This is a genomic window from Staphylococcus sp. ACRSN, from assembly GCF_022346615.1.
Taxonomy (GTDB): domain Bacteria; phylum Bacillota; class Bacilli; order Staphylococcales; family Staphylococcaceae; genus Staphylococcus.
The window spans coordinates 15,653-33,982 of record NZ_JAKRNS010000012.1; the positions used below are offsets into that span (position 1 = coordinate 15,653).

The 18,330-nt window shown below is 31.5% G+C and carries 21 protein-coding genes; 7 read left to right on the forward strand and 14 right to left on the reverse strand.

Annotated elements, in window-relative coordinates:
• Positions 1-12 precede the first annotated feature (12 nt).
• The gene (locus MHZ36_RS11180; RefSeq protein WP_239231716.1) at positions 13-186 is read right to left on the reverse strand and encodes an SE1561 family protein; all 174 of its coding nucleotides are present in this window, start codon (positions 184-186) and stop codon (positions 13-15) included.
• A gap of 258 nt (positions 187-444) precedes the next feature.
• Here MHZ36_RS11180 and yfkAB point away from each other — a divergent pair, with 258 nt between their 5' ends.
• A complete protein-coding gene (gene yfkAB / locus MHZ36_RS11185) occupies positions 445-1,599 on the forward strand; it encodes a radical SAM/CxCxxxxC motif protein YfkAB (protein WP_239231717.1) in 1,155 nt (384 codons plus the stop codon).
• A 129-nt stretch (positions 1,600-1,728) separates the two neighbouring features.
• Here the strand turns inward: yfkAB and MHZ36_RS11190 are convergent, their stop codons facing one another.
• The 3 genes from MHZ36_RS11190 to MHZ36_RS11200 form a co-directional block, all read right to left on the reverse strand.
• Positions 1,729-2,250 carry an acyl-CoA thioesterase gene (locus MHZ36_RS11190; protein WP_239231718.1) on the reverse strand — a complete coding sequence of 174 codons (522 nt, stop codon included), beginning with the start codon at positions 2,248-2,250 and terminating at the stop codon, positions 1,729-1,731.
• Between the two features lie 140 nt (positions 2,251-2,390).
• On the reverse strand, positions 2,391-3,626 hold the full coding sequence (locus MHZ36_RS11195; RefSeq protein ID WP_239231719.1) for an aminopeptidase: 1,236 nt from the start codon (positions 3,624-3,626) through the stop codon (positions 2,391-2,393).
• An 18-nt stretch (positions 3,627-3,644) separates the two neighbouring features.
• Positions 3,645-3,848: a DUF1128 family protein gene (locus MHZ36_RS11200; protein WP_239231720.1), complete on the reverse strand. Its 204-nt coding sequence runs from the start codon at positions 3,846-3,848 to the stop codon at positions 3,645-3,647.
• A gap of 133 nt (positions 3,849-3,981) precedes the next feature.
• Here MHZ36_RS11200 and MHZ36_RS11205 point away from each other — a divergent pair, with 133 nt between their 5' ends.
• The 3 genes from MHZ36_RS11205 to MHZ36_RS11215 all read left to right on the forward strand — a co-directional run bounded on the left by MHZ36_RS11205 (position 3,982) and on the right by MHZ36_RS11215 (position 6,040).
• The gene (locus MHZ36_RS11205; protein WP_239231721.1) at positions 3,982-4,446 is read left to right on the forward strand and encodes a low molecular weight protein-tyrosine-phosphatase; all 465 of its coding nucleotides are present in this window, start codon (positions 3,982-3,984) and stop codon (positions 4,444-4,446) included.
• Between the two features lie 6 nt (positions 4,447-4,452).
• Positions 4,453-4,737 carry a magnesium transporter CorA family protein gene (locus MHZ36_RS11210; RefSeq protein ID WP_239231722.1) on the forward strand — a complete coding sequence of 95 codons (285 nt, stop codon included), beginning with the start codon at positions 4,453-4,455 and terminating at the stop codon, positions 4,735-4,737.
• A gap of 226 nt (positions 4,738-4,963) precedes the next feature.
• On the forward strand, positions 4,964-6,040 hold the full coding sequence (locus MHZ36_RS11215; RefSeq protein ID WP_239231723.1) for a YihY/virulence factor BrkB family protein: 1,077 nt from the start codon (positions 4,964-4,966) through the stop codon (positions 6,038-6,040).
• Between the two features lie 183 nt (positions 6,041-6,223).
• On the opposite strand, the gene vraR is transcribed toward MHZ36_RS11215, so the two are convergent.
• From vraR to map, 5 genes are all read right to left on the reverse strand, one after another.
• Positions 6,224-6,853 (reverse strand): response regulator transcription factor VraR, encoded by a 630-nt coding sequence (gene vraR / locus MHZ36_RS11220; protein ID WP_239231724.1) that lies wholly within the window; start codon positions 6,851-6,853, stop codon positions 6,224-6,226.
• Complete coding sequence (gene vraS, locus MHZ36_RS11225) at positions 6,843-7,886, reverse strand: sensor histidine kinase VraS (protein WP_239231725.1); 1,044 nt, start codon at positions 7,884-7,886, stop codon at positions 6,843-6,845. Before vraS ends, vraR begins: the two co-directional genes overlap by 11 nt.
• Positions 7,883-8,584: a cell wall-active antibiotics response protein VraT gene (vraT, locus tag MHZ36_RS11230; RefSeq protein WP_239231726.1), complete on the reverse strand. Its 702-nt coding sequence runs from the start codon at positions 8,582-8,584 to the stop codon at positions 7,883-7,885. The genes vraS and vraT overlap by 4 nt, the downstream gene beginning before the upstream one ends.
• Positions 8,585-8,600: 16 nt before the next feature.
• Positions 8,601-8,987 carry a hypothetical protein gene (locus MHZ36_RS11235; protein ID WP_239231727.1) on the reverse strand — a complete coding sequence of 129 codons (387 nt, stop codon included), beginning with the start codon at positions 8,985-8,987 and terminating at the stop codon, positions 8,601-8,603.
• Positions 8,988-9,091: 104 nt separating this feature from the next.
• Positions 9,092-9,844, reverse strand: coding sequence for a type I methionyl aminopeptidase (map, locus tag MHZ36_RS11240; protein WP_239231728.1), 753 nt, complete (start codon positions 9,842-9,844; stop codon positions 9,092-9,094).
• A 178-nt stretch (positions 9,845-10,022) separates the two neighbouring features.
• On the opposite strand from map, the gene MHZ36_RS11245 reads away from it, so the two are divergent.
• Positions 10,023-11,009: an FUSC family protein gene (locus tag MHZ36_RS11245; protein ID WP_239231729.1), complete on the forward strand. Its 987-nt coding sequence runs from the start codon at positions 10,023-10,025 to the stop codon at positions 11,007-11,009.
• 202 nt (positions 11,010-11,211) lie between these two features.
• On the opposite strand, the gene gatD is transcribed toward MHZ36_RS11245, so the two are convergent.
• Both gatD and murT read right to left on the reverse strand, forming a co-directional pair.
• Entirely contained in the window at positions 11,212-11,928 is a 717-nt protein-coding gene (gene gatD, locus MHZ36_RS11250; protein WP_239231730.1) for a lipid II isoglutaminyl synthase subunit GatD, read from the reverse strand.
• Positions 11,925-13,244: a lipid II isoglutaminyl synthase subunit MurT gene (murT, locus tag MHZ36_RS11255; protein ID WP_239231731.1), complete on the reverse strand. Its 1,320-nt coding sequence runs from the start codon at positions 13,242-13,244 to the stop codon at positions 11,925-11,927. The genes gatD and murT overlap by 4 nt, the downstream gene beginning before the upstream one ends.
• Positions 13,245-13,415: 171 nt before the next feature.
• Between murT and ftnA the strand changes: the two genes are divergently transcribed.
• Positions 13,416-13,916, forward strand: a complete 501-nt coding sequence (gene ftnA, locus MHZ36_RS11260) for an H-type ferritin FtnA (RefSeq protein WP_042739183.1) — start codon at positions 13,416-13,418, stop codon at positions 13,914-13,916.
• Between the two features lie 223 nt (positions 13,917-14,139).
• A complete protein-coding gene (locus MHZ36_RS11265) occupies positions 14,140-14,694 on the forward strand; it encodes a 3'-5' exonuclease (protein ID WP_239231732.1) in 555 nt (184 codons plus the stop codon).
• A gap of 140 nt (positions 14,695-14,834) precedes the next feature.
• On the opposite strand, the gene dinB is transcribed toward MHZ36_RS11265, so the two are convergent.
• From dinB to rlmD, 3 genes are all read right to left on the reverse strand, one after another.
• A complete protein-coding gene (gene dinB, locus MHZ36_RS11270) occupies positions 14,835-15,905 on the reverse strand; it encodes a DNA polymerase IV (RefSeq protein WP_239231733.1) in 1,071 nt (356 codons plus the stop codon).
• A gap of 233 nt (positions 15,906-16,138) precedes the next feature.
• Entirely contained in the window at positions 16,139-16,687 is a 549-nt protein-coding gene (locus MHZ36_RS11275; RefSeq protein ID WP_239231734.1) for a DUF3267 domain-containing protein, read from the reverse strand.
• Between the two features lie 210 nt (positions 16,688-16,897).
• Positions 16,898-18,259 (reverse strand): 23S rRNA (uracil(1939)-C(5))-methyltransferase RlmD, encoded by a 1,362-nt coding sequence (gene rlmD / locus MHZ36_RS11280; RefSeq protein WP_239231735.1) that lies wholly within the window; start codon positions 18,257-18,259, stop codon positions 16,898-16,900.
• Between the last annotated feature and the right edge of the window lie 71 nt (positions 18,260-18,330).

An 18,330-nucleotide genomic window follows, 5' to 3' on the forward strand; every position in this document is an offset into this window, starting at 1 on the left:
TAGATATAAATTTTATTTATCTGATGATTGAGATACTGTTTTTACTTTTTCTTCTAATTGATCTAACAAACCTATCCATTCATCTATATCTTCCACTCTAACCTCATCTGGGTTTACATGATCAATGTCATCAATGAATTTTTCTAATCTTGTTTTAATTTGATCAATTGTTTGATTTTCATTCATTTTATACGAAACTCCTTTTTATATGATAATTTAATCCTAACATGAATTTGACAAAAATAGGTATAGTCTGAATAATATTTGTAGTAAAATAAAAGAATTAGTTCTATTATAAAAAATGTTAATTTTTCATATACTGGTTAATAATTAAATATAAATCCATTAATAATAACTATAATCATAAATGGAGTTTCAAATTTTAATATATAGCCTTTAATAGTTCATTAAATAAGAAATGCATAAAAGAAGGAAGTTTTTATAATGTTAAATACCTATAGTGCAAATAAAAAAAAGCCTATCTCTATAGTAAATGACCCCTGGGAAGCCTACAATGATATTCAAGCACACAATCAATTGACGTTGAGTAATATTGAATTTACAACAACAAATTTATGTAACATGCGTTGTAGTCATTGTGCTGTTGGCTATACTTTGCAAACGTCCGATCCAGATCCACTACCAATGGATTTAATTTATCGAAGATTAGATGAAATTCCTCACCTCAAAACGATGTCAATCACCGGTGGAGAACCTATGTTTTCCAAAAAATCGATACGAAATGTTGTAAAACCACTTTTAAAATATGCATATGATCGCGGTATTTATGTTCAAATGAATTCTAATTTGACATTGCCATTAGATAGATACTTAGATATTGCAGAATATATTGATGTCATGCATATTTCACACAACTGGGGTACGATTGATACATTTACTGACGTTGGTTTTGGTGCAATGGAAAAGCAACCACCAATCAAAGCTAAATTAAAGTTATATGATCAAATGATTACCAATGCACGTACACTGTCAGAGCAAGGTATGTTTATTTCAGCTGAAACTATGTTAAATCAAAGTACATTGCCTCATTTAGAAAAAATCCATGCTGAAATTGTTAAAGACATGAAATGTAATCGCCATGAAATACACCCAATGTATCCTGCTGATTTTGCTAGTCAACTTGAGGTTTTACCATTAGCTGACATGAAAAAAGCAATTCATCATTTATTGGATTTTCGTGACCCACAAACTTGGATGCTATTTGGCACCTTACCTATTTATCCATGTATCAATGATGAACAAGACCAAGCATTGCTTCAACGCTTACGTGACACTGAAAATGTAACGATGAGAAATGATCCAGATGGTCGAAATCGACTAAATGTTAATGTGTTTACTGGAAACGTAATTGTCACAGATTTTGGCGATGAAAATGGAACGATTTCTAATATAAAATCTGACAAATTACCAGAAGTGTTTAACCAATGGTTACAGACACCATTGGCACAATCATTAAATTGTCACTGTTCAGAGTTTAATTGTCTAGGTCCTAATGTCCTAGTTAAAAATATGTATTATCCAAATACCAATTTCAAAGAAAAAGAACGTCAAATGCATCGCATCTTTTCAATGTCATAATGACTTAAAGTGTGATAATGCATTAAATATAACAAGCGTTGTAGATGAAGATACTAATTTCAACTACAACGCTTGTTTTATATTAGATACTGTTTTAAAAAACTACCCTTTAAATATATCAAGGTTATTTTATTCTATTTTTTGTACGTTAGATAGAAATTCAATGGTATCTTTACTTTCTTTTCGTCGTTCTTTTCTACGTTTCACGCGTGCTAATGCAGTATCATGAAACCATTTTTCAGTTTCAGATTCAGGATATACCGTTGGCACATCAACTGGTTTCCCTTGCTCATCTAATGCCACAAAAGTTAAAAAGCTTAATGCAGCTAGATGTCTTTCGTTTTCCAACACATCTTCAATGATAATTTGTACACAAACTTCCATTGATGACGTACCTGCATATGTAACCATTGCCTCATAAGACACGATATCGCCAGTCTTAATTGGCTTCAAAAAATCTACAGAATCTGTGGAAGCTGTTACTACCTGTGCACTACTATGCTTCATTGCAGTAATTGCTGCAATTTGATCAATATTGGCCATCATTGTACCACCAAACATCGTATGATGGTGATTGGTATCTTGTGGAAATACTTGTAACGCTTTGACACTTCGCGCTTCAGACATTGCTTTACTCATTCGATTTCCCATAATTCATCTATTCCCCTTTTTATACGTGGCCCGAGTGCTACATCTATATTTATTAAAATATCAATATCACTGTAATGCGTTTCCTACATACCAATGAGAGTTCCATTTGGCATGTAAGAGTTCCTCGCCATCATATTTTACTAAGCCCAATTTCCATTTTCAAAAACTAATTCTTTTTCATCATCTTGTGTAATTCCGTAAATTGTTAAATCTGAACTACCAATCATAAAATCAACATGTATCAATGAATCATTTAGTCCTTTGTCGAATTTTTCTTCGGCAGTCATTTCAGTACCTCCATCCAAATTAAATGCATACGCTGCACCTAACGCAATGTGGCAGGACGCATTTTCATCAAACAATGTATTGTAATAAATTGTATTTCGATTTGAAATTGGAGAATCATCTGGTACAAGTGCAACTTCTCCTAAACGTTTTGCACCCGCATCAGTACTTAATAAATCTCGTAATACAGCTTCACCTTGTTTCGCTTCAAAATCTACAACTTCGCCATCTTTAAAGGTAAGTTTAAATCCATCTATAATATTTCCATTATGACTTAAAGGCAATTTGTTTGTCACATAACCATTCACTTTAGCCCTATGTGGTGCTGTAAACACTTCTTCGGTTGGTATATTAGCAACAAAGCTTTGGCCTTCGCTCGTATAACTTGTCGCATCTTCCCAAATGTGACCATTAGGTAGCCCTATTTCTAAATCTGTACCTTCGGAAATATAATGCAGTACTTTATAATTTTTATTTTGCAATTTTTTGGCATGTTTACTTAAATTTGCAACATGATTTTGCCAGTTTTCAACAGGGTCATTGCCATCGACACGTACGATATCTAATACTTCTTCAATGAATTTTTGATAAGCTTCATCTTCTGTTAATTCTGGATATACACGTTTAGACCAAGCTTTAGATGGAAATGCTGCCACACACCATGGGAATTGATTTTTTTGACTCTTTTCCATATAGCCTTTATAAGCAGTTGAATAAGCACGTTGGAATGTACCCAATTTATCATTATCTATACCATTTAGTAAGTCTGGATCTTGAGTAATCAATGCCAGGTTTGCAGCACCTCTGTTAACATAATCCATTCTTTTATTTACTTCATAATCTTTAACTTCATTATTTTCAAAATGCTCTAATGATTCATATTCAAATTTCAAACGTGTTAATCTATCATCACTATATTCAACCTTTACATCTGAAGCACCTCGCTTATACGCAGCTTCAACTATATAATGTGTTAATTCCAATGCATCTACACTTGAGCGAATAAACACTGGTTGTCCTGGTTGTACATTCATACCTACATTTACTAGTAGTTGTGCATATTGTTGTAATTTTTCATGCAAATTTGTCATATTAACACGCTCCTAAATTTATTTACGAATTTGACCAAGCGCATCTGCAATTGCGGCTGCCTCGCTCGGTGTGAATGATGCTTTAGAAGTTACATATTCATGAATTTCTTTAACTTCTTGTTCATTTGCTGATTTATATTTTTCTGGATCGATTAAAGCTTGATTAACCAAGTTTAATCGTTCACGAATTTCTTCAATCATTTGTTCGTTTCCTATTGCCACACTTCTCACCTCTTTTTATATTTCATTTTATCAAAATTACGTATCTTGTTAAACTTTTATTATAAATGCCCTTTAGAAATGATTAAAAAAGCTTTAAAATGGGAATTAGGATTATACAATTTGGAGGTACACAATGATTTCAGTAGCATTTGTTTGTCTAGGTAATATATGCCGTTCACCAATGGCAGAAGGCATCATGAGACAAAGATTACAAGACCGCAAGATATCAGGCATTAATGTGTATTCTCGAGGTACTGGAAAATGGAACCTTGGAGAACCACCACATGAAGGAACACAAAACATTCTATCTAGAAATAATATTTCTATTGATGGCATGATTAGTGAATTATTCACATCTAAAGATGATTTTGATTATATTATTGCTATGGATCAAAGTAATGTGGAAAACATTCGTCAAATCAATCCAAATATTAAAGGCCACTTGTATAAACTCTTGGACTTTAGCGATATGGAAGAGACAGATGTACCTGATCCATACTACACAAATAATTTCGAAGGTGTATATAAAATGGTACAATCATCATGTGATAATTTAATTGATTTTATACTTAAAGATTCAAACTTAAGAGAGGGGTAACACAACATGCAAAACAAATTAATACCGGGAATTTTATTAGGTGCTGTAATTGGAGGCACTATAACATTGGCTGACAAATCTACACGTCAATCATTAAAACAATCAATTAAAGATGCTAAGGAAGGCAATCGCTCTCAAAAACCTTCAAAAATTGGGAATATTAAAGATGAAATCTTATATTGGAAAGATGCAGTAGAAGAAATTCGACGCAATAATCCAGAATTAGAACGTTCTTTAAAAGATGCTAAAGAAACTTTCGTAGAACGTAAAAATAACCGTTTGAACGGTTAATCTATAAATTTAACAAGTAGGTTTATTTCCTATCAATTAGTCCTTAAATGAATTTTTGAGTTCATTTAAGGGCTTTTTTATACGAGCATAGATTAACACAATATTTTTAAAAAAGATAAATTAGATTTTTATAGAAAGAATCATGTAACATATATTTACCAAAAACAATTTTTACAGTATATTAAAGTGGTATATGAAAATATAATACATAATAAGGAGCTTTGATATGTCGAAACAAAAACGTACTACTTCTGAATTCCTCAATGATGTAAAAGAAGAAGAACAAGAAAAAAAGTCCAACAAAGATCATAAAAATAAGTCGAAGCGAGACCGTACTTATATCACACCTGATCCATTCAAATCAAAGTCTGCAAAGAAGGAAAATCAAACATTTTTCGTGTCTCGCATAAATAAACCGGTTAAATATACAAAAGACTCAAATTTCTTTTCATATTTAATTTACCGTATTGGAAAAGATGACGCATCAGGTTTATCCGCACAATTGTCTTATTACTTTATGTTATCACTTTTCCCTATGTTATTATTCTTATTATCCATTGTTCCTATGGTAGGTATCAAACAATCGACTATTAGATCAATGATTAAAGAACATGTACCACCAGATTATGCACCTCAAGTTTCGTCAATCATAGGTGATATAATGGGCAATGCAAGTAGTGGTATTCTATCAATCGGGTTGATTTTAGCTTTGTGGTCAGCATCTAATGGTATGACTGCTATTATGAATTCATTTAATGTAGCCTATGATGTAGAAGATAGTCGTAATTTTATCGTATCAAAATTATTAAGTGTACTCTTCACATTAGCGATGGTTATTATTTTCCCAATTGCAATGATACTACCAACATTTGGTCAACAAATTGGGGCCTTACTCTTCGGACCACTTGGTTTAGGACAACAAATTGAATGGATTTTCACATTAGTTAGAATTATTTTACCGTTAATCATTGTATTTGTTGCATTTGTCGTATTATATACTTTAGCACCAAATGTAAAAATCAAAATGCTATCGGTAATCCCTGGTGCTATATTTGCAACAATTGTATTTTTAGGTGGTTCATACCTATTCAGTATTTATATTTCAAACTTTGCAAATTATTCTAAAACATATGGTAGTATCGCCGGTGTGATTATACTTATGTTGTGGTTATATATTACTGGCTTCATCATTATTATTGGGGCAGAAATCAATGCAATCATGCATCAACGTAAAATCATTGAAGGTAAAACTCCTGAAGAACAAACCTTAGCTACTATCAATAAGAATAATTGTGATGAATAGTTTTTCAATACAATTTTCAAAAAGAGCAATTATATAGAGATTTATGAAACAATCTCGTTTTCTACTCCTGTAGATATAAAAGTAAGGTTAGTCCAAACATTATTTACAGAGGTATTTTATAAACAAGCAACTTATACAAACTAAAACACAGTTCGAGATATTGAGATTCCCGAACTGTGTTTTTTATTGTATTAAATTATGTTGGAATGCATAAATCACTGCTTGCGTTCTATCTTGAACTTCAAGTTTACTTAAGATATTACTTACATGGGTCTTTACAGTTTTAATCGTAATATGTGACGCACTCGCTATTTCTTGATTTGAATATCCTTTTGCAATCAATAATAAAATTTCCATTTCACGTTCTGTTAACATTTCATATAATTCTGCACGTTGTTTCATTCTATTTCTCATCTTAACAAGTACTTCAGCTTCAAATACTGATTCACCACTGTGCGTTTTTCTGATAGCTTCTGCTATATCACTCGCACTGGTTGTTTTTAATATATAACTATCTACCCCAGAATCCAAAGCACGATACACTTCATTATCTTCAATATAACTTGTTAACATTACTACTTTAATCTGTGGTAAGTCTTTCTTGACCTGTTCGGTAGCTTCCACACCATCCATGTCATCCATGAGTAAATCCATTAAGATTAGATCAGGTTTTAGCTCATGTGCTTTTTCAATTGCTTCTTTCCCTGATTTACCTTCTCCTACCACATCAATATCTGGTTGTGTTGATAAATAACTTGAAATGCCTATCCTAACCATCTCATGGTCATCAACAAATAACACTTTAATCGTCATTAGACTCCTCCTTATTTAACGGTGCTTTCACTTCTATACGTGTGCCTGCATCTGGTAAAGATACAATATGGAATGTTGCTCCAATTTCAAGCGCACGTTCTCTCATATTTTTTAATCCATAACTTTGTTCTAATTTATCATCGACATTAAAGCCCTTCCCATTATCTTGAATACGCAACAATAAATAATCTTCCTTATTAAACAATTCAATTGTAACCTTTGTGCCTTTAGAATGTCTTAAGGTATTAGAGATTGCTTCTTGCGTTATTCTAAACAAATGATCTTCTATACCCTTTGGTACTTGGAACTCTTCAATATCATGTACAACCTTCATAGGCACTTTCTTTTGTAAATCAACGACTAAATCTTTTATACCTTCGCCAAGAGATTTATCTTTTAAACCTATTGGACGTAAATGTAATAATAGTGCACGCATTTCAAGTTGTGAATCTTGAATCATTTTTTCTAATACTGGAATTTGTTGATTTAATGGTGGCTCTAAATTTGATTCTTTGATAGCTGAGAGCATCATACTTGCGGCAAACAATTGTTGACTTACAGAATCATGTAGCTCTCTTGCTAAACGTTGTCGTTCATCTTCTATTATTTTTTTAACCTTAACATCGTTGATATTATATGATTCATTAGTTAAATTTTGCGTCTTCATACGCAATTTATGTACCTCTTGATTAAGCGGTACAAGCGTTTGATATAATTCTATTGTTTCATTATATAGTTCAATATTTTGGTCGTTAATCCCAACTGTTTGACCCTCAATTGAACGTTCAATTTGGTTTTGTAACCAATGGTTTTGTTGGTTAATTTTATATGCTAAAACCGAACCTACTATAATACATAATAATATAACTAATAAATTTAAAAATAGTAATACTGGAATACCGAAAATTTGCGTGTAGAACATGCCTTGAAAGTACATAATATTCACAAACACTTTATCTATAAAAAAGATTGCAAAAAATGTACTATAGACCAATATTAACATTGATCCAATCGCTCTTATATAGTGATTCACTTATAAATCACCTCGACATCTCCTAAAAACGTTGAAACATAAATATTTACAGCGTAATTCTCAGCTTTTGTCTGTTCTACGACTTTAATATTATTATTTTCCACTTTATACGATTTATCATTTATATAGGCATTTCCATATAGTGTTGTGAAATGTAGTTTTATATTATAATTTAGTGGCACAATGATTTGTACCTTACCTAACACATGCCTAACTACTACAGTATTGTTTTCTTTAATATTTGCTGCCTTTGACATATCAATATGCACATCACCAATACCATGCTGTATTTGCAAATCTTCCCACTTATATACATATACTGGTGTACGTTGCTCACCAAACCACTTTTGTTTAATGAATTCAGGTGATTCTACATCTTCATCAGTAGCGACCACTTTTAACGGCTTGAATCTGTATATGATATATCTCGCAATTAATACAATTAAAAAGATAAATAAAATAATTATTGTGTATTTATTGGATAGTAATGTGAAAGCTATTAATAACGCACCTATCCAAAAGGATAACAAGCCTCGTACTTTATGAAAATACAAATAGCCCACATAAACTAAAATGCACCCCAATAAAAACACTAATAAGAAGCCAATCTTTTCAAAGAAAATGTAATAAAAATTGGCTATGATCATTAAAGCTGTAAATATGATCAACATCTCAGTTGATATATATTTATGTGTCATGTTTCGCCACCTTTCTTCAAGCGACTAAACTAATACGTTCGATTAATTCACATTCTGTTTCTACATTCGCTCTTTCTGTAGCTTGATGTGATAAATCGGCTTCAATTCTCGCGTAGTCTGCTTCCATTCCATTTAATTTATTTTTAATATTTTCAATTTCAATATCATCAATTTCTTTTGCACAATAAATATGTTTTTCTTCAATCTTATCGATATATTTATTTTCTAAGGTTAGCGTTAAACTGTCAATTAATTCTGCTAAATATGCTTTTCTTTCAATTAAGTATTTAATATACATTTCAATACTTCTTAATTTTTTATCTAATGCATCTCTAAATTCAACTAGACTTGTATAAAAAGTATGTTTCGTTACTTTCTCTAAATATAACGTAATATAATTCATAGAATCACCTCATGCTTGATTAGACTCTATTATAAAAAATATCCGGAGCCATTATAATAGGCTCCGGAACCATCTTCTATTAGGACTTTAGACCGAAACACTTTTTAATCTATTTTCGTAGTTAAAACAGGTCCTTCTTTTGTCACAATCACTGTATGTTCTATTTGTGCTACAAAACTTTTATCATTTGTTTCAAATGCCCATTCATTTTTACCTTCTGTTACGAATGTAGCATTAGTTGAAATAAAAGGTTCTACTGCAATAACAGTACCCTCTTTTAATAAAGTCTTATCTTTTGGATCATAGTAGTTCATCACATGATTTGGTGCTTCATGTAAGGATTGACCAACGCCATGTCCAGTTAAATTTTTGATTACTGTTAAGTTATTCTTTCGTGCTGTAGCATGTACTGCTTTACCAATATGACTGAGTTTCGCTCCAGGCTTAACTCTTGTCATTGCCGCTTCAAAAGCTTCTAATGCTACGTCACATACTTTTTGTTTTAATGGATTATCAGATTCTCCAACTACAAATGAGATACCTGTATCTGCATAATAGCCATTTTTTAATGCTGACACATCAATATTTACTAAATCGCCTTCTTTAATCGTGCGTTTGCCAGGTATGCCATGTGCAACTTCTTCATTAACACTGATACATGTTTGTCCTGGGAATTTCTCATCATGAATAGGTGCAGAAATAGCACCATGTTCTTCAAATAATTCTTTTGCAATATCATCTAATGCTTTCGTTGTGATGCCAGGTTTAGTAGCTGCTTGCATTTTGTCACGAACTAAGGCACATATATAACCTATTTCTTTTAATGCATTTAATTCTTCTTTTGTTTTTACAATCATTTTATCCCGTTCCTTTTTAAAATTTATATTCTTTCTTATTATAGCAGATTTTTTTTGATATAATAAATTAGAAAAATTCAACACGTATAGTTTAACATTTTACTTATATGATTAATATGAGAACTTGTTTAATTACATATATTGCTTATAATTTTCTAGACTACTGGGAGTTTTGTTAATGAATGATAATTGGTATAAACGCATCATCGGTGCACGAACAATTAAGACTGGATTAGCAACATTTTTAACAGCTTTATTTTGTTTAACATTAAATTTGAACCCTATATTCGCAATATTAACTGCAATTGTTACTATTGAGCCCACAGCAAAAGCTTCCTTAAAAAAAGGTTATAAACGATTACCGGCAACTGTTATTGGTGCACTCTTTTCTGTTATTTTTACATTTATATTTGGTGACCAATCCCCTTTTTCCTATGCATTTAGTGCAACATTCACAATTATTTTATGTACTAAACTCAATTTACATGTAGGTACAACAGTTGCTACACTAACTGCAATGGCGATGATACCCGGTATTCATGAGGCCTATTATTTTAATTTCTTTTCACGTTTACTTACCGCAATCATCGGTTTGGTAACAGCTGGCCTTGTTAATTTTATTGTGTTACCACCAAAATATTACAATCAAGTAGAATCTAATATTTCTTTAACAGAGTCTTTAATGTATGATTTGTTTAATTTACGTATGCGACAATTATTACTTGGCAAATTTACTAAAGGCGCACCGTATAACAAACTCAATGCGCTTTTAGATTTAAACCAAAAAGTAGAAACTTTATTATCTTATCAAAAAGATGAATTAAGTTATCATAAACACCACGATGATGAATGGATTCGGCTTAAATCCTTAACTACCCGATCACGTACCAATAGATTAATTATCACTCATCTTTCTAACCTTGTTTATTTACCGAGGGATACACATATCATCTTTACATGTGATGAGCGTTATGCAATATTAAATATTGCCCATAGTATCAGTGAAATTCAAAAAACAGGACATTTTGAACGACAACGTCAAGCTGCATCTGTTTTAAAAACTTCAGTTAAAGGATTAGATGAGTTTGATGAAAATCAAATCAAGAGTCATATCATTTATGAAATATTACTGATTTATCGAATATTAGATCATCGATTTGCTTAAAATTGTCTGATAGCAGCAAACAAAAATAATAGCTTTTTTGGATACAATTCATAGATATATAAATCTATTAAGCACTCTTTCTTGATAAATAACATTATCAATTAAATACAGAAGAGTACAATGTGCCTGGCACGAATTTAATATAAATAGCCCTACAATGAACTGTACAATTCATTGTAGGGCTTTATTTATACTACATTTATTATTTTGATACTCTATCAACAATAACTTTCTTTGCTGCTTCTTCTTCAAAATTGTCTAGTTCTTTTGGTTCAAACGGTATACCTTTACGTTCACATGCTTTTTCCAATAAATAATCGGTAATCTCATGGTTTTTAGGTAAAATTGGACCATGTAAATATGTTCCCAATAAGTTTTTATAATGAATACCTTCTTTAGCATCATCATCATTGTTACCAAAACCATGAACGACTTTCCCTAAAGTTCCAAAATTATGATATGTTCTACCACCATGATTTTCAAAACCTACAATTGTTCCAAAAATATCACTTTCAATTACTATATCTCCCGTTAGTCGATCTGTTTGAGATTTGGTATAAAAATCTAATATATTTAAACCTTCTAATTCTGTACCATCCGGTGTGATATATTTACTACCTAAAAATTGATAACCACCACAAATTGTGAGTCCTGGCATACCAGATTCAATTGCAGTCTTTAGCTTTTCTTTAATCTTACTTAATTCTTTTGTAGCTAAAGACTGCTCTCTATCACTACCACCACCAATAAAGAAGATGTCACAATCATCTAATGTCACACCATCAGTTTCGTTGATATTTCTTACTTTTAATTCAATGTTTCTATGTTTCGCACGTTGCTTCAGTGCAATGATATTACCGATATCGCTATATAGATTTAATTTATCAGGCATAAAATGATAAACAGTTAATTCGTTCATATATCTTTAGCCTCCCCAAACGATTGATTTAATTGATTTAACATAGGTGACAGTGACGTATAGTTTGGAATCGCTACTGTAAAACTTTCTTTAAAATCCATTGATTTGGCAGTTGCTTTGTAAATATCTTTTTCCAAAATAATTGGGACTTTAACTTCTGCTAATTTTAATCTTAATTGTAATTCTTCAGCACGTGTACCAGTCACAATAATCGTTTCTATATCTTGTCTCGTTAATTTTTCAAAATCAGCATCATATATCCATGAAGTATCTTTTCCATCTGCAGCATTATCATTCAAACTCATCAGATATACTTTACGCCCTGATAACTGCTCTCCCACTGACAAACTTGCATTCATACCAGCTGGGTTCTTTGCTAAGTTAATCATAGCTTCTTTGCTATCTTTTCTGAAATATTGCATACGCCCATTATTAGAAGTATATGTTTCAAAACCTTTTCGAATTGCATCATCATTTAATCCTAATTCTCTTAAAACTGTATAGGCAGCAATGGTATTGTAGGCATTAAAATCACCTGCAATTTTCATATTAAATATTTCATTACCGATGGATATATTTATAAAAGGGGTTAAATCAAAGTGAGATACTTCGTATTTCGTTGCTTCACGTTTAAATCCACAATTACAATGATAATGGCCAATCTGGTTATAATGGATATAATCATAATGTAAAAGCTGCCCACAATTTGGACAATACTTACTCTCATTCATCGTACTTTGTTCGAACTCATGTGCATGAGCCTTCATACCATAATATTCAACAGTATCACTTGCAATCTTCAATCTACTAACAAATGGGTCATCGGCATTTAATAATAATTTAATACCTTTATTACTAATTGCATTAGCAATATTATTTACCATAATATCAATTTCGCCAAATCGGTCCATTTGATCTCGGAAGAAGTTTGTGAATATCATCATTGTCGGTGTAACTTCATTAAGTACTCTGGGTATTGAGCCTTCATCAATTTCTATGACTGCAATCTTTGTCTCTTGCTTTATTTGCAAAATAAAGGCAGATGTAATACCAGCAGCCATATTCGCGCCTTCATTATTATGTATGATTTTAATATCATTGGCTTTTAAAGTATGACCTATTAAATTTGAAGTGGTTGTTTTCCCATTAGTACCACTAATAAATACTATTTCATCTACTTGAGAAGCTAATTTTCTTAATATATTTTTATCTACTCTTCTAGCAATTTGACCTGGCAAGTCAGTGCCTTTTTTCCCTGCAGCTCTACTTGCTTGCCTTGCTACTTTTGCTAGCCGTGTCGCAGTCCAACGTCTCATGTCGTTCCTCCTCTACTTCTTCACTTAAAATATTATAACATGATTAAGTTGTATTCCAAACAATTCTCATTAAGAATTATCACACTCACATCCCAGATTATAATTATTATTATTTACTAATGAGAATAGATTTGTTATACTAAAAAAAAGAATATATGGAGGCTATTACTTATGTTAAACAAAGAATTATTAGACGCTTTAAATGAACAAATGAACCACGAATTTTATGCAGCGCATGCTTATATGGCAATGGCAGCATATTGCGATAATGGATCATATGAAGGGTTCGCAAATTTTTATATCCAACAAGCTAAAGAAGAAAGATTCCATGGTCAAAAGATTTATGATTACATTAATGACCGTGGTGAAAAAGCCGTTTTCTCTGCAATTTCAGCACCAAAGTCTGACTTCAAGAATATCTTAGAAACATTTGAAGATGGTCTTGCACAAGAGCAAGATGTAACACGTCGTTTTTATAATTTATCTGAATTAGCAAATAAAGATAAAGATTATGCTACAATTTCATTTTTAAATTGGTTCTTAGATGAACAAGTTGAAGAAGAATCTATGTTTGAAACACATATTGATTATTTAAAACGTATTGGTGATGATAGTAATACGCTTTATCTATACGAAAAAGAACTTGCAGCTCGTACTTTCAATGAAGAATAAAGTTCTTTAAATAAGTCTATATTTTTTAAACTTAAGTTATATTGTTCCATAACGACCGTTGCCCATTCTTTATTGAATGGGTTTTTTATATGTGCAATTTACAAGAGCATATTTTATATTTAGTGTATAATACTAGTGCTATGTTAATTTGTTAACTAAAGATTTTGTAAAGCAACTCGACGGCTTAATCGTTTTATACTTAATTTGAAAGGATAATGGCATAATGAATGACGATGCATTTATTGCACTGGACTTTGAAACTGCAAATGGTAAAAGAACAAGTATTTGTTCTATAGGTATGGTAAAGGTTGTGAATCATCAAATCACAGAAACTTTTTACACTCTAGTAAACCCTAATGATTATTTCTCACAACAAAATATTGCGGTCCACGGGATTCATCCTGAGGATGTAACAAACGCGCCTACTTTCTCTTTTGTTTACCCACATATGTTGGATTTTATCGGGAATTTACCTGTTGTTGCGCACAACGCTGCGTTTGATATGAATGTTTTACATGAAAGTATCAAAGCCATCGGTCAACAAACCCCTAACATGCAATATTTTTGTTCATTACAATTATCACGTAGAACAATTAATCACCATCGTTATGGATTAAACTATATGATGGATTATTATAATTTAGATTTTCACGGCCATCATGATGCATTAAATGATGCAAAGGCATGTGCGATGATTACTTTTCGTTTATTACAACACTATGATAATTTAAATACTATGTTAAGTGTATACGGAAAGCAATTACGCGACAAAGACTAACCAATTTAACTTTTCATAACAAAAAGCACGTGTATTTTAAGAATAAAACCTTAAAATACACGTGCTTTTTGTTATCATAAACGATTCTGTTCAAGTTAACATTTCGTAAATTTTTTAACTTAATAAAACTTTCTATCCTTCTATATATAGTCGTAAATTGTCATATTTTCATACGTAGATTTCTCAAGGTTACCAACTGTTACACCGACCAATCGAATTGGCACATCAGGGTCCTTTAATTCTGTATATAAACTATATGCGATATTGTAAATATCCGTTTCATTTCTAACAGGATTTCTTAAACTTTTTTGTTTCGATAAGGATTCAAATTTATAAGTTTTAATTTTTACTGTTACTGTTTTTCCTGATTTTTGAATTTTGGATAATCGTTCAGCAGTTTTATTACTTAATTCCCATATTTTCTGTAATATCTCATCATCATCATTCATATCCGTAGAAAAAGTTCTTTCAGTACCTACAGATTTTCGAATTCTGGTTGATTTCACAGGATTATAGTCTATTCCTCGGGCTTTATTATATAAACCATGCCCACGTTTCCCAAACAAACGAATCAGATCATATTCACTTTGATTATATAAATCTTGCCCATTATAAATTTGATGTTCATGCATTTTCTCCTTGGATGCTTTACCTACTCCAGGAAAATCTCCAATATCTAATTCCATCAGTATAGCATGAACATTTTGATAATCTATGACTGTTAAACCATTTGGTTTATTCATACCACTTGCTAATTTAGCAAGAAATTTATTATATGATACACCGGCAGATGAAGTTAAATTAGTTTCTGCTAATATGTCTCTTCTGATATACTGTGCAATGCTTGAAGCTGGAAGATCTGGTCTAACTAAATGTGTAATATCTAAATATGCTTCATCTAACGAAAGTGGTTCTACTATATCTGTATAACTTTTAAAGATTGTCATGATTTTTTCTGAAGCAGCTTTATATGCTTCAAATCTAGGTGGCACATAATATCCATTCGGACATAACTTGTGTGCTTGGGCAGTAGGCATTGCAGAGTGTACTCCATATTGTCGCGCTTCATATGATGCCGTTGAAACCACACCACGATTGCTCGCTTTGCCCCCTACTATTACGGGTTTCCCTTTTAATTTAGGATTATCTCTCATTTCTACTTGTGCAAAAAAATAATCCATGTCAATATGAATAATTCTTCTCTCTGTCAATTCCTCTCACCTCCTACTTTATACGGTAATTTAATCATGTTATCCTATCGAAATATATTGAAGTACATAATATTATACTAACAATTTAACACTAGTTGTAGTCATGTGACTTTGATTATAAAAATTTCAAAAAATAAAAAAGTTAGTCACATAGCAAAAACTAATAATTTCAACAGAGCAGGAAATTATAGACTTTATGCTATGGACTAACCCATGTAATTATACAATTATAGTTATTCAACTTCTGTACGGTATGTAGCATTATCTTCTGTATAAAATAATATACCATCTTCAGTATCTTCAATAAGTTTAACTTTACTGTTTAATGCTCCCGTTACAAAATACATGTCTAAAACGCAATATCCAACATGAAAGCTAATTATAAATAAAATTGATGAATATGCATAAACTGAAAACAATAAAAATAATAGTGTTGTGATAACGACTAAAGGCGCTAACATAATTGTGATGTATTGCCATCTCTTAAAATAAACGTTTGGCATATGTGTCGACAACAAACCTAATTTGAATTGACAGGTGGGTTTATCTCCTTTTGAAAATATTCTAAAAGATACAATATGAATCAATTCATGTAGGAAATAAATTACTGTAAATCCTAAAATTCCATAAATCATATTATATACAATATTTTGTTCAATAATATGCGTTAATGAAAATGCCATCTTATATGACAATAGTATCGTAATCATTACAACTGTAAATTGGAAAAGCATAAACCTTTCCATTGCTTTTTTATTTGAAAGCAAATCAATTTTAAACATTAGCTAACCTCCCAATCGTTACCTATTACCTAGAGTATACAACGGTTATCTTCACGTTTAAAGTACATTTCATGAAAGTTAGTTGCCTGTAATTAAATTTTAACAAACATACGTTTCTTGCAATATTTCGAAATATTACACTCTTATCCAATAACACTTTCTCTTGTTTTATTCCCTATAAAACATTTTCAAAAACTATAACGCATCTAATTAAATACTTTCAAATTGAGCAACTGTTTCCACATGTGTAGTATGTGGGAACATATCTACAGGTGTTATTTGAGTCAATTTATATTGATGCGCTAAAAGCTGAGCATCTCTTTGTTGTGTTGATGGATTACAAGAAATGTATATGATTTTTCGCGGATTTAATTCCAACAACGTATCCAAGAAACTTTCATCACAGCCTTTACGTGGAGGATCTACCATTACTACATCTGGTTTAATTCCTTGAGCTTTCCATTTTAAGATAATATCTTCTGCTTTACCACAGACAAAAGTAGTATTTTCAAACTGGTTTAAAGTCGCATTCTTTTTAGCATCCTCAATCGCTTCTGGTACGATTTCAACCCCGTATACATGTTTTGCTTTAGGTGCCATATAAAGTCCAATTGTACCAATACCACAGTACGTGTCTAAAACTGTTTCTTCACCTTTCAAATCAGCATAGTCGATTGCACGTTGATACAATTTTTCAGTTTGTGTGGAGTTAATTTGATAAAATGATTGATCACTTATCTTAAAAGTAATATCAGATAATGTATCTTCTATTTGATCCACACCATAAAGTGTATGCGACACATTACCCATAATTACATTCGAATGTGTGTTGTTAACATTGTGTTTTACACTTCTTATTTCTGGAAAAGCTTCAACTAATTTCTGTGTAATCACATCACTTTGTTTAAATTTCTTGCCATTTGTGACAAATATAACCATCAAGTCACCTGTATAATGACCTGTTCTGATAACTACATGACGCATAAGTCCATTCTTTTTGTGTTCATCATAGATACTAACATTAAGCTCGTTGAACCATTTCTTTACAAAATTCATCACATCTTGATGTTTTGTATCTTGTATTAAACATTCGTCCATATCTATAATTTGATGACTTCTTTGACGATAAAATCCCATGATTGTTTCATTTTGATCAGTTTTGCCTACAGGTATTTGTGATTTGTTTCTATAATGCCATGGTGATTCCATACCAATTGTGTCATGGATAACAGTATCTTTAAAATTAGCTTTACGGTGGAACAAATTAATGACTTGCTCTTTTTTCATATCTAACTGCGCTTGATAAGATAAATGTTGTAATTGACAACCGCCACATTTGTAATAATAAACACAAGGTGGCTCAACCCTTTGATCGCTTTGCTCTTTAATATTTAGTAATTTAGCAATCGCAAAGTTCTTTTTCACTTTAATCACTTTATATTCTATCGTTTCATCTATTAAAGCATTTGGTACAAAAATTGGATAACGATCTAACTTAACCACTCCATGCCCTTCGTGTGTTAAATCTATTACTTTACCTTCTCTTACTTCATTTTTTTGTATTGCATTCATTATTTCACCCCACATTAAAAGAGGTTAGGACATATGATGATGTTTACCTAACCTCGTCGCTTAACTCTCTT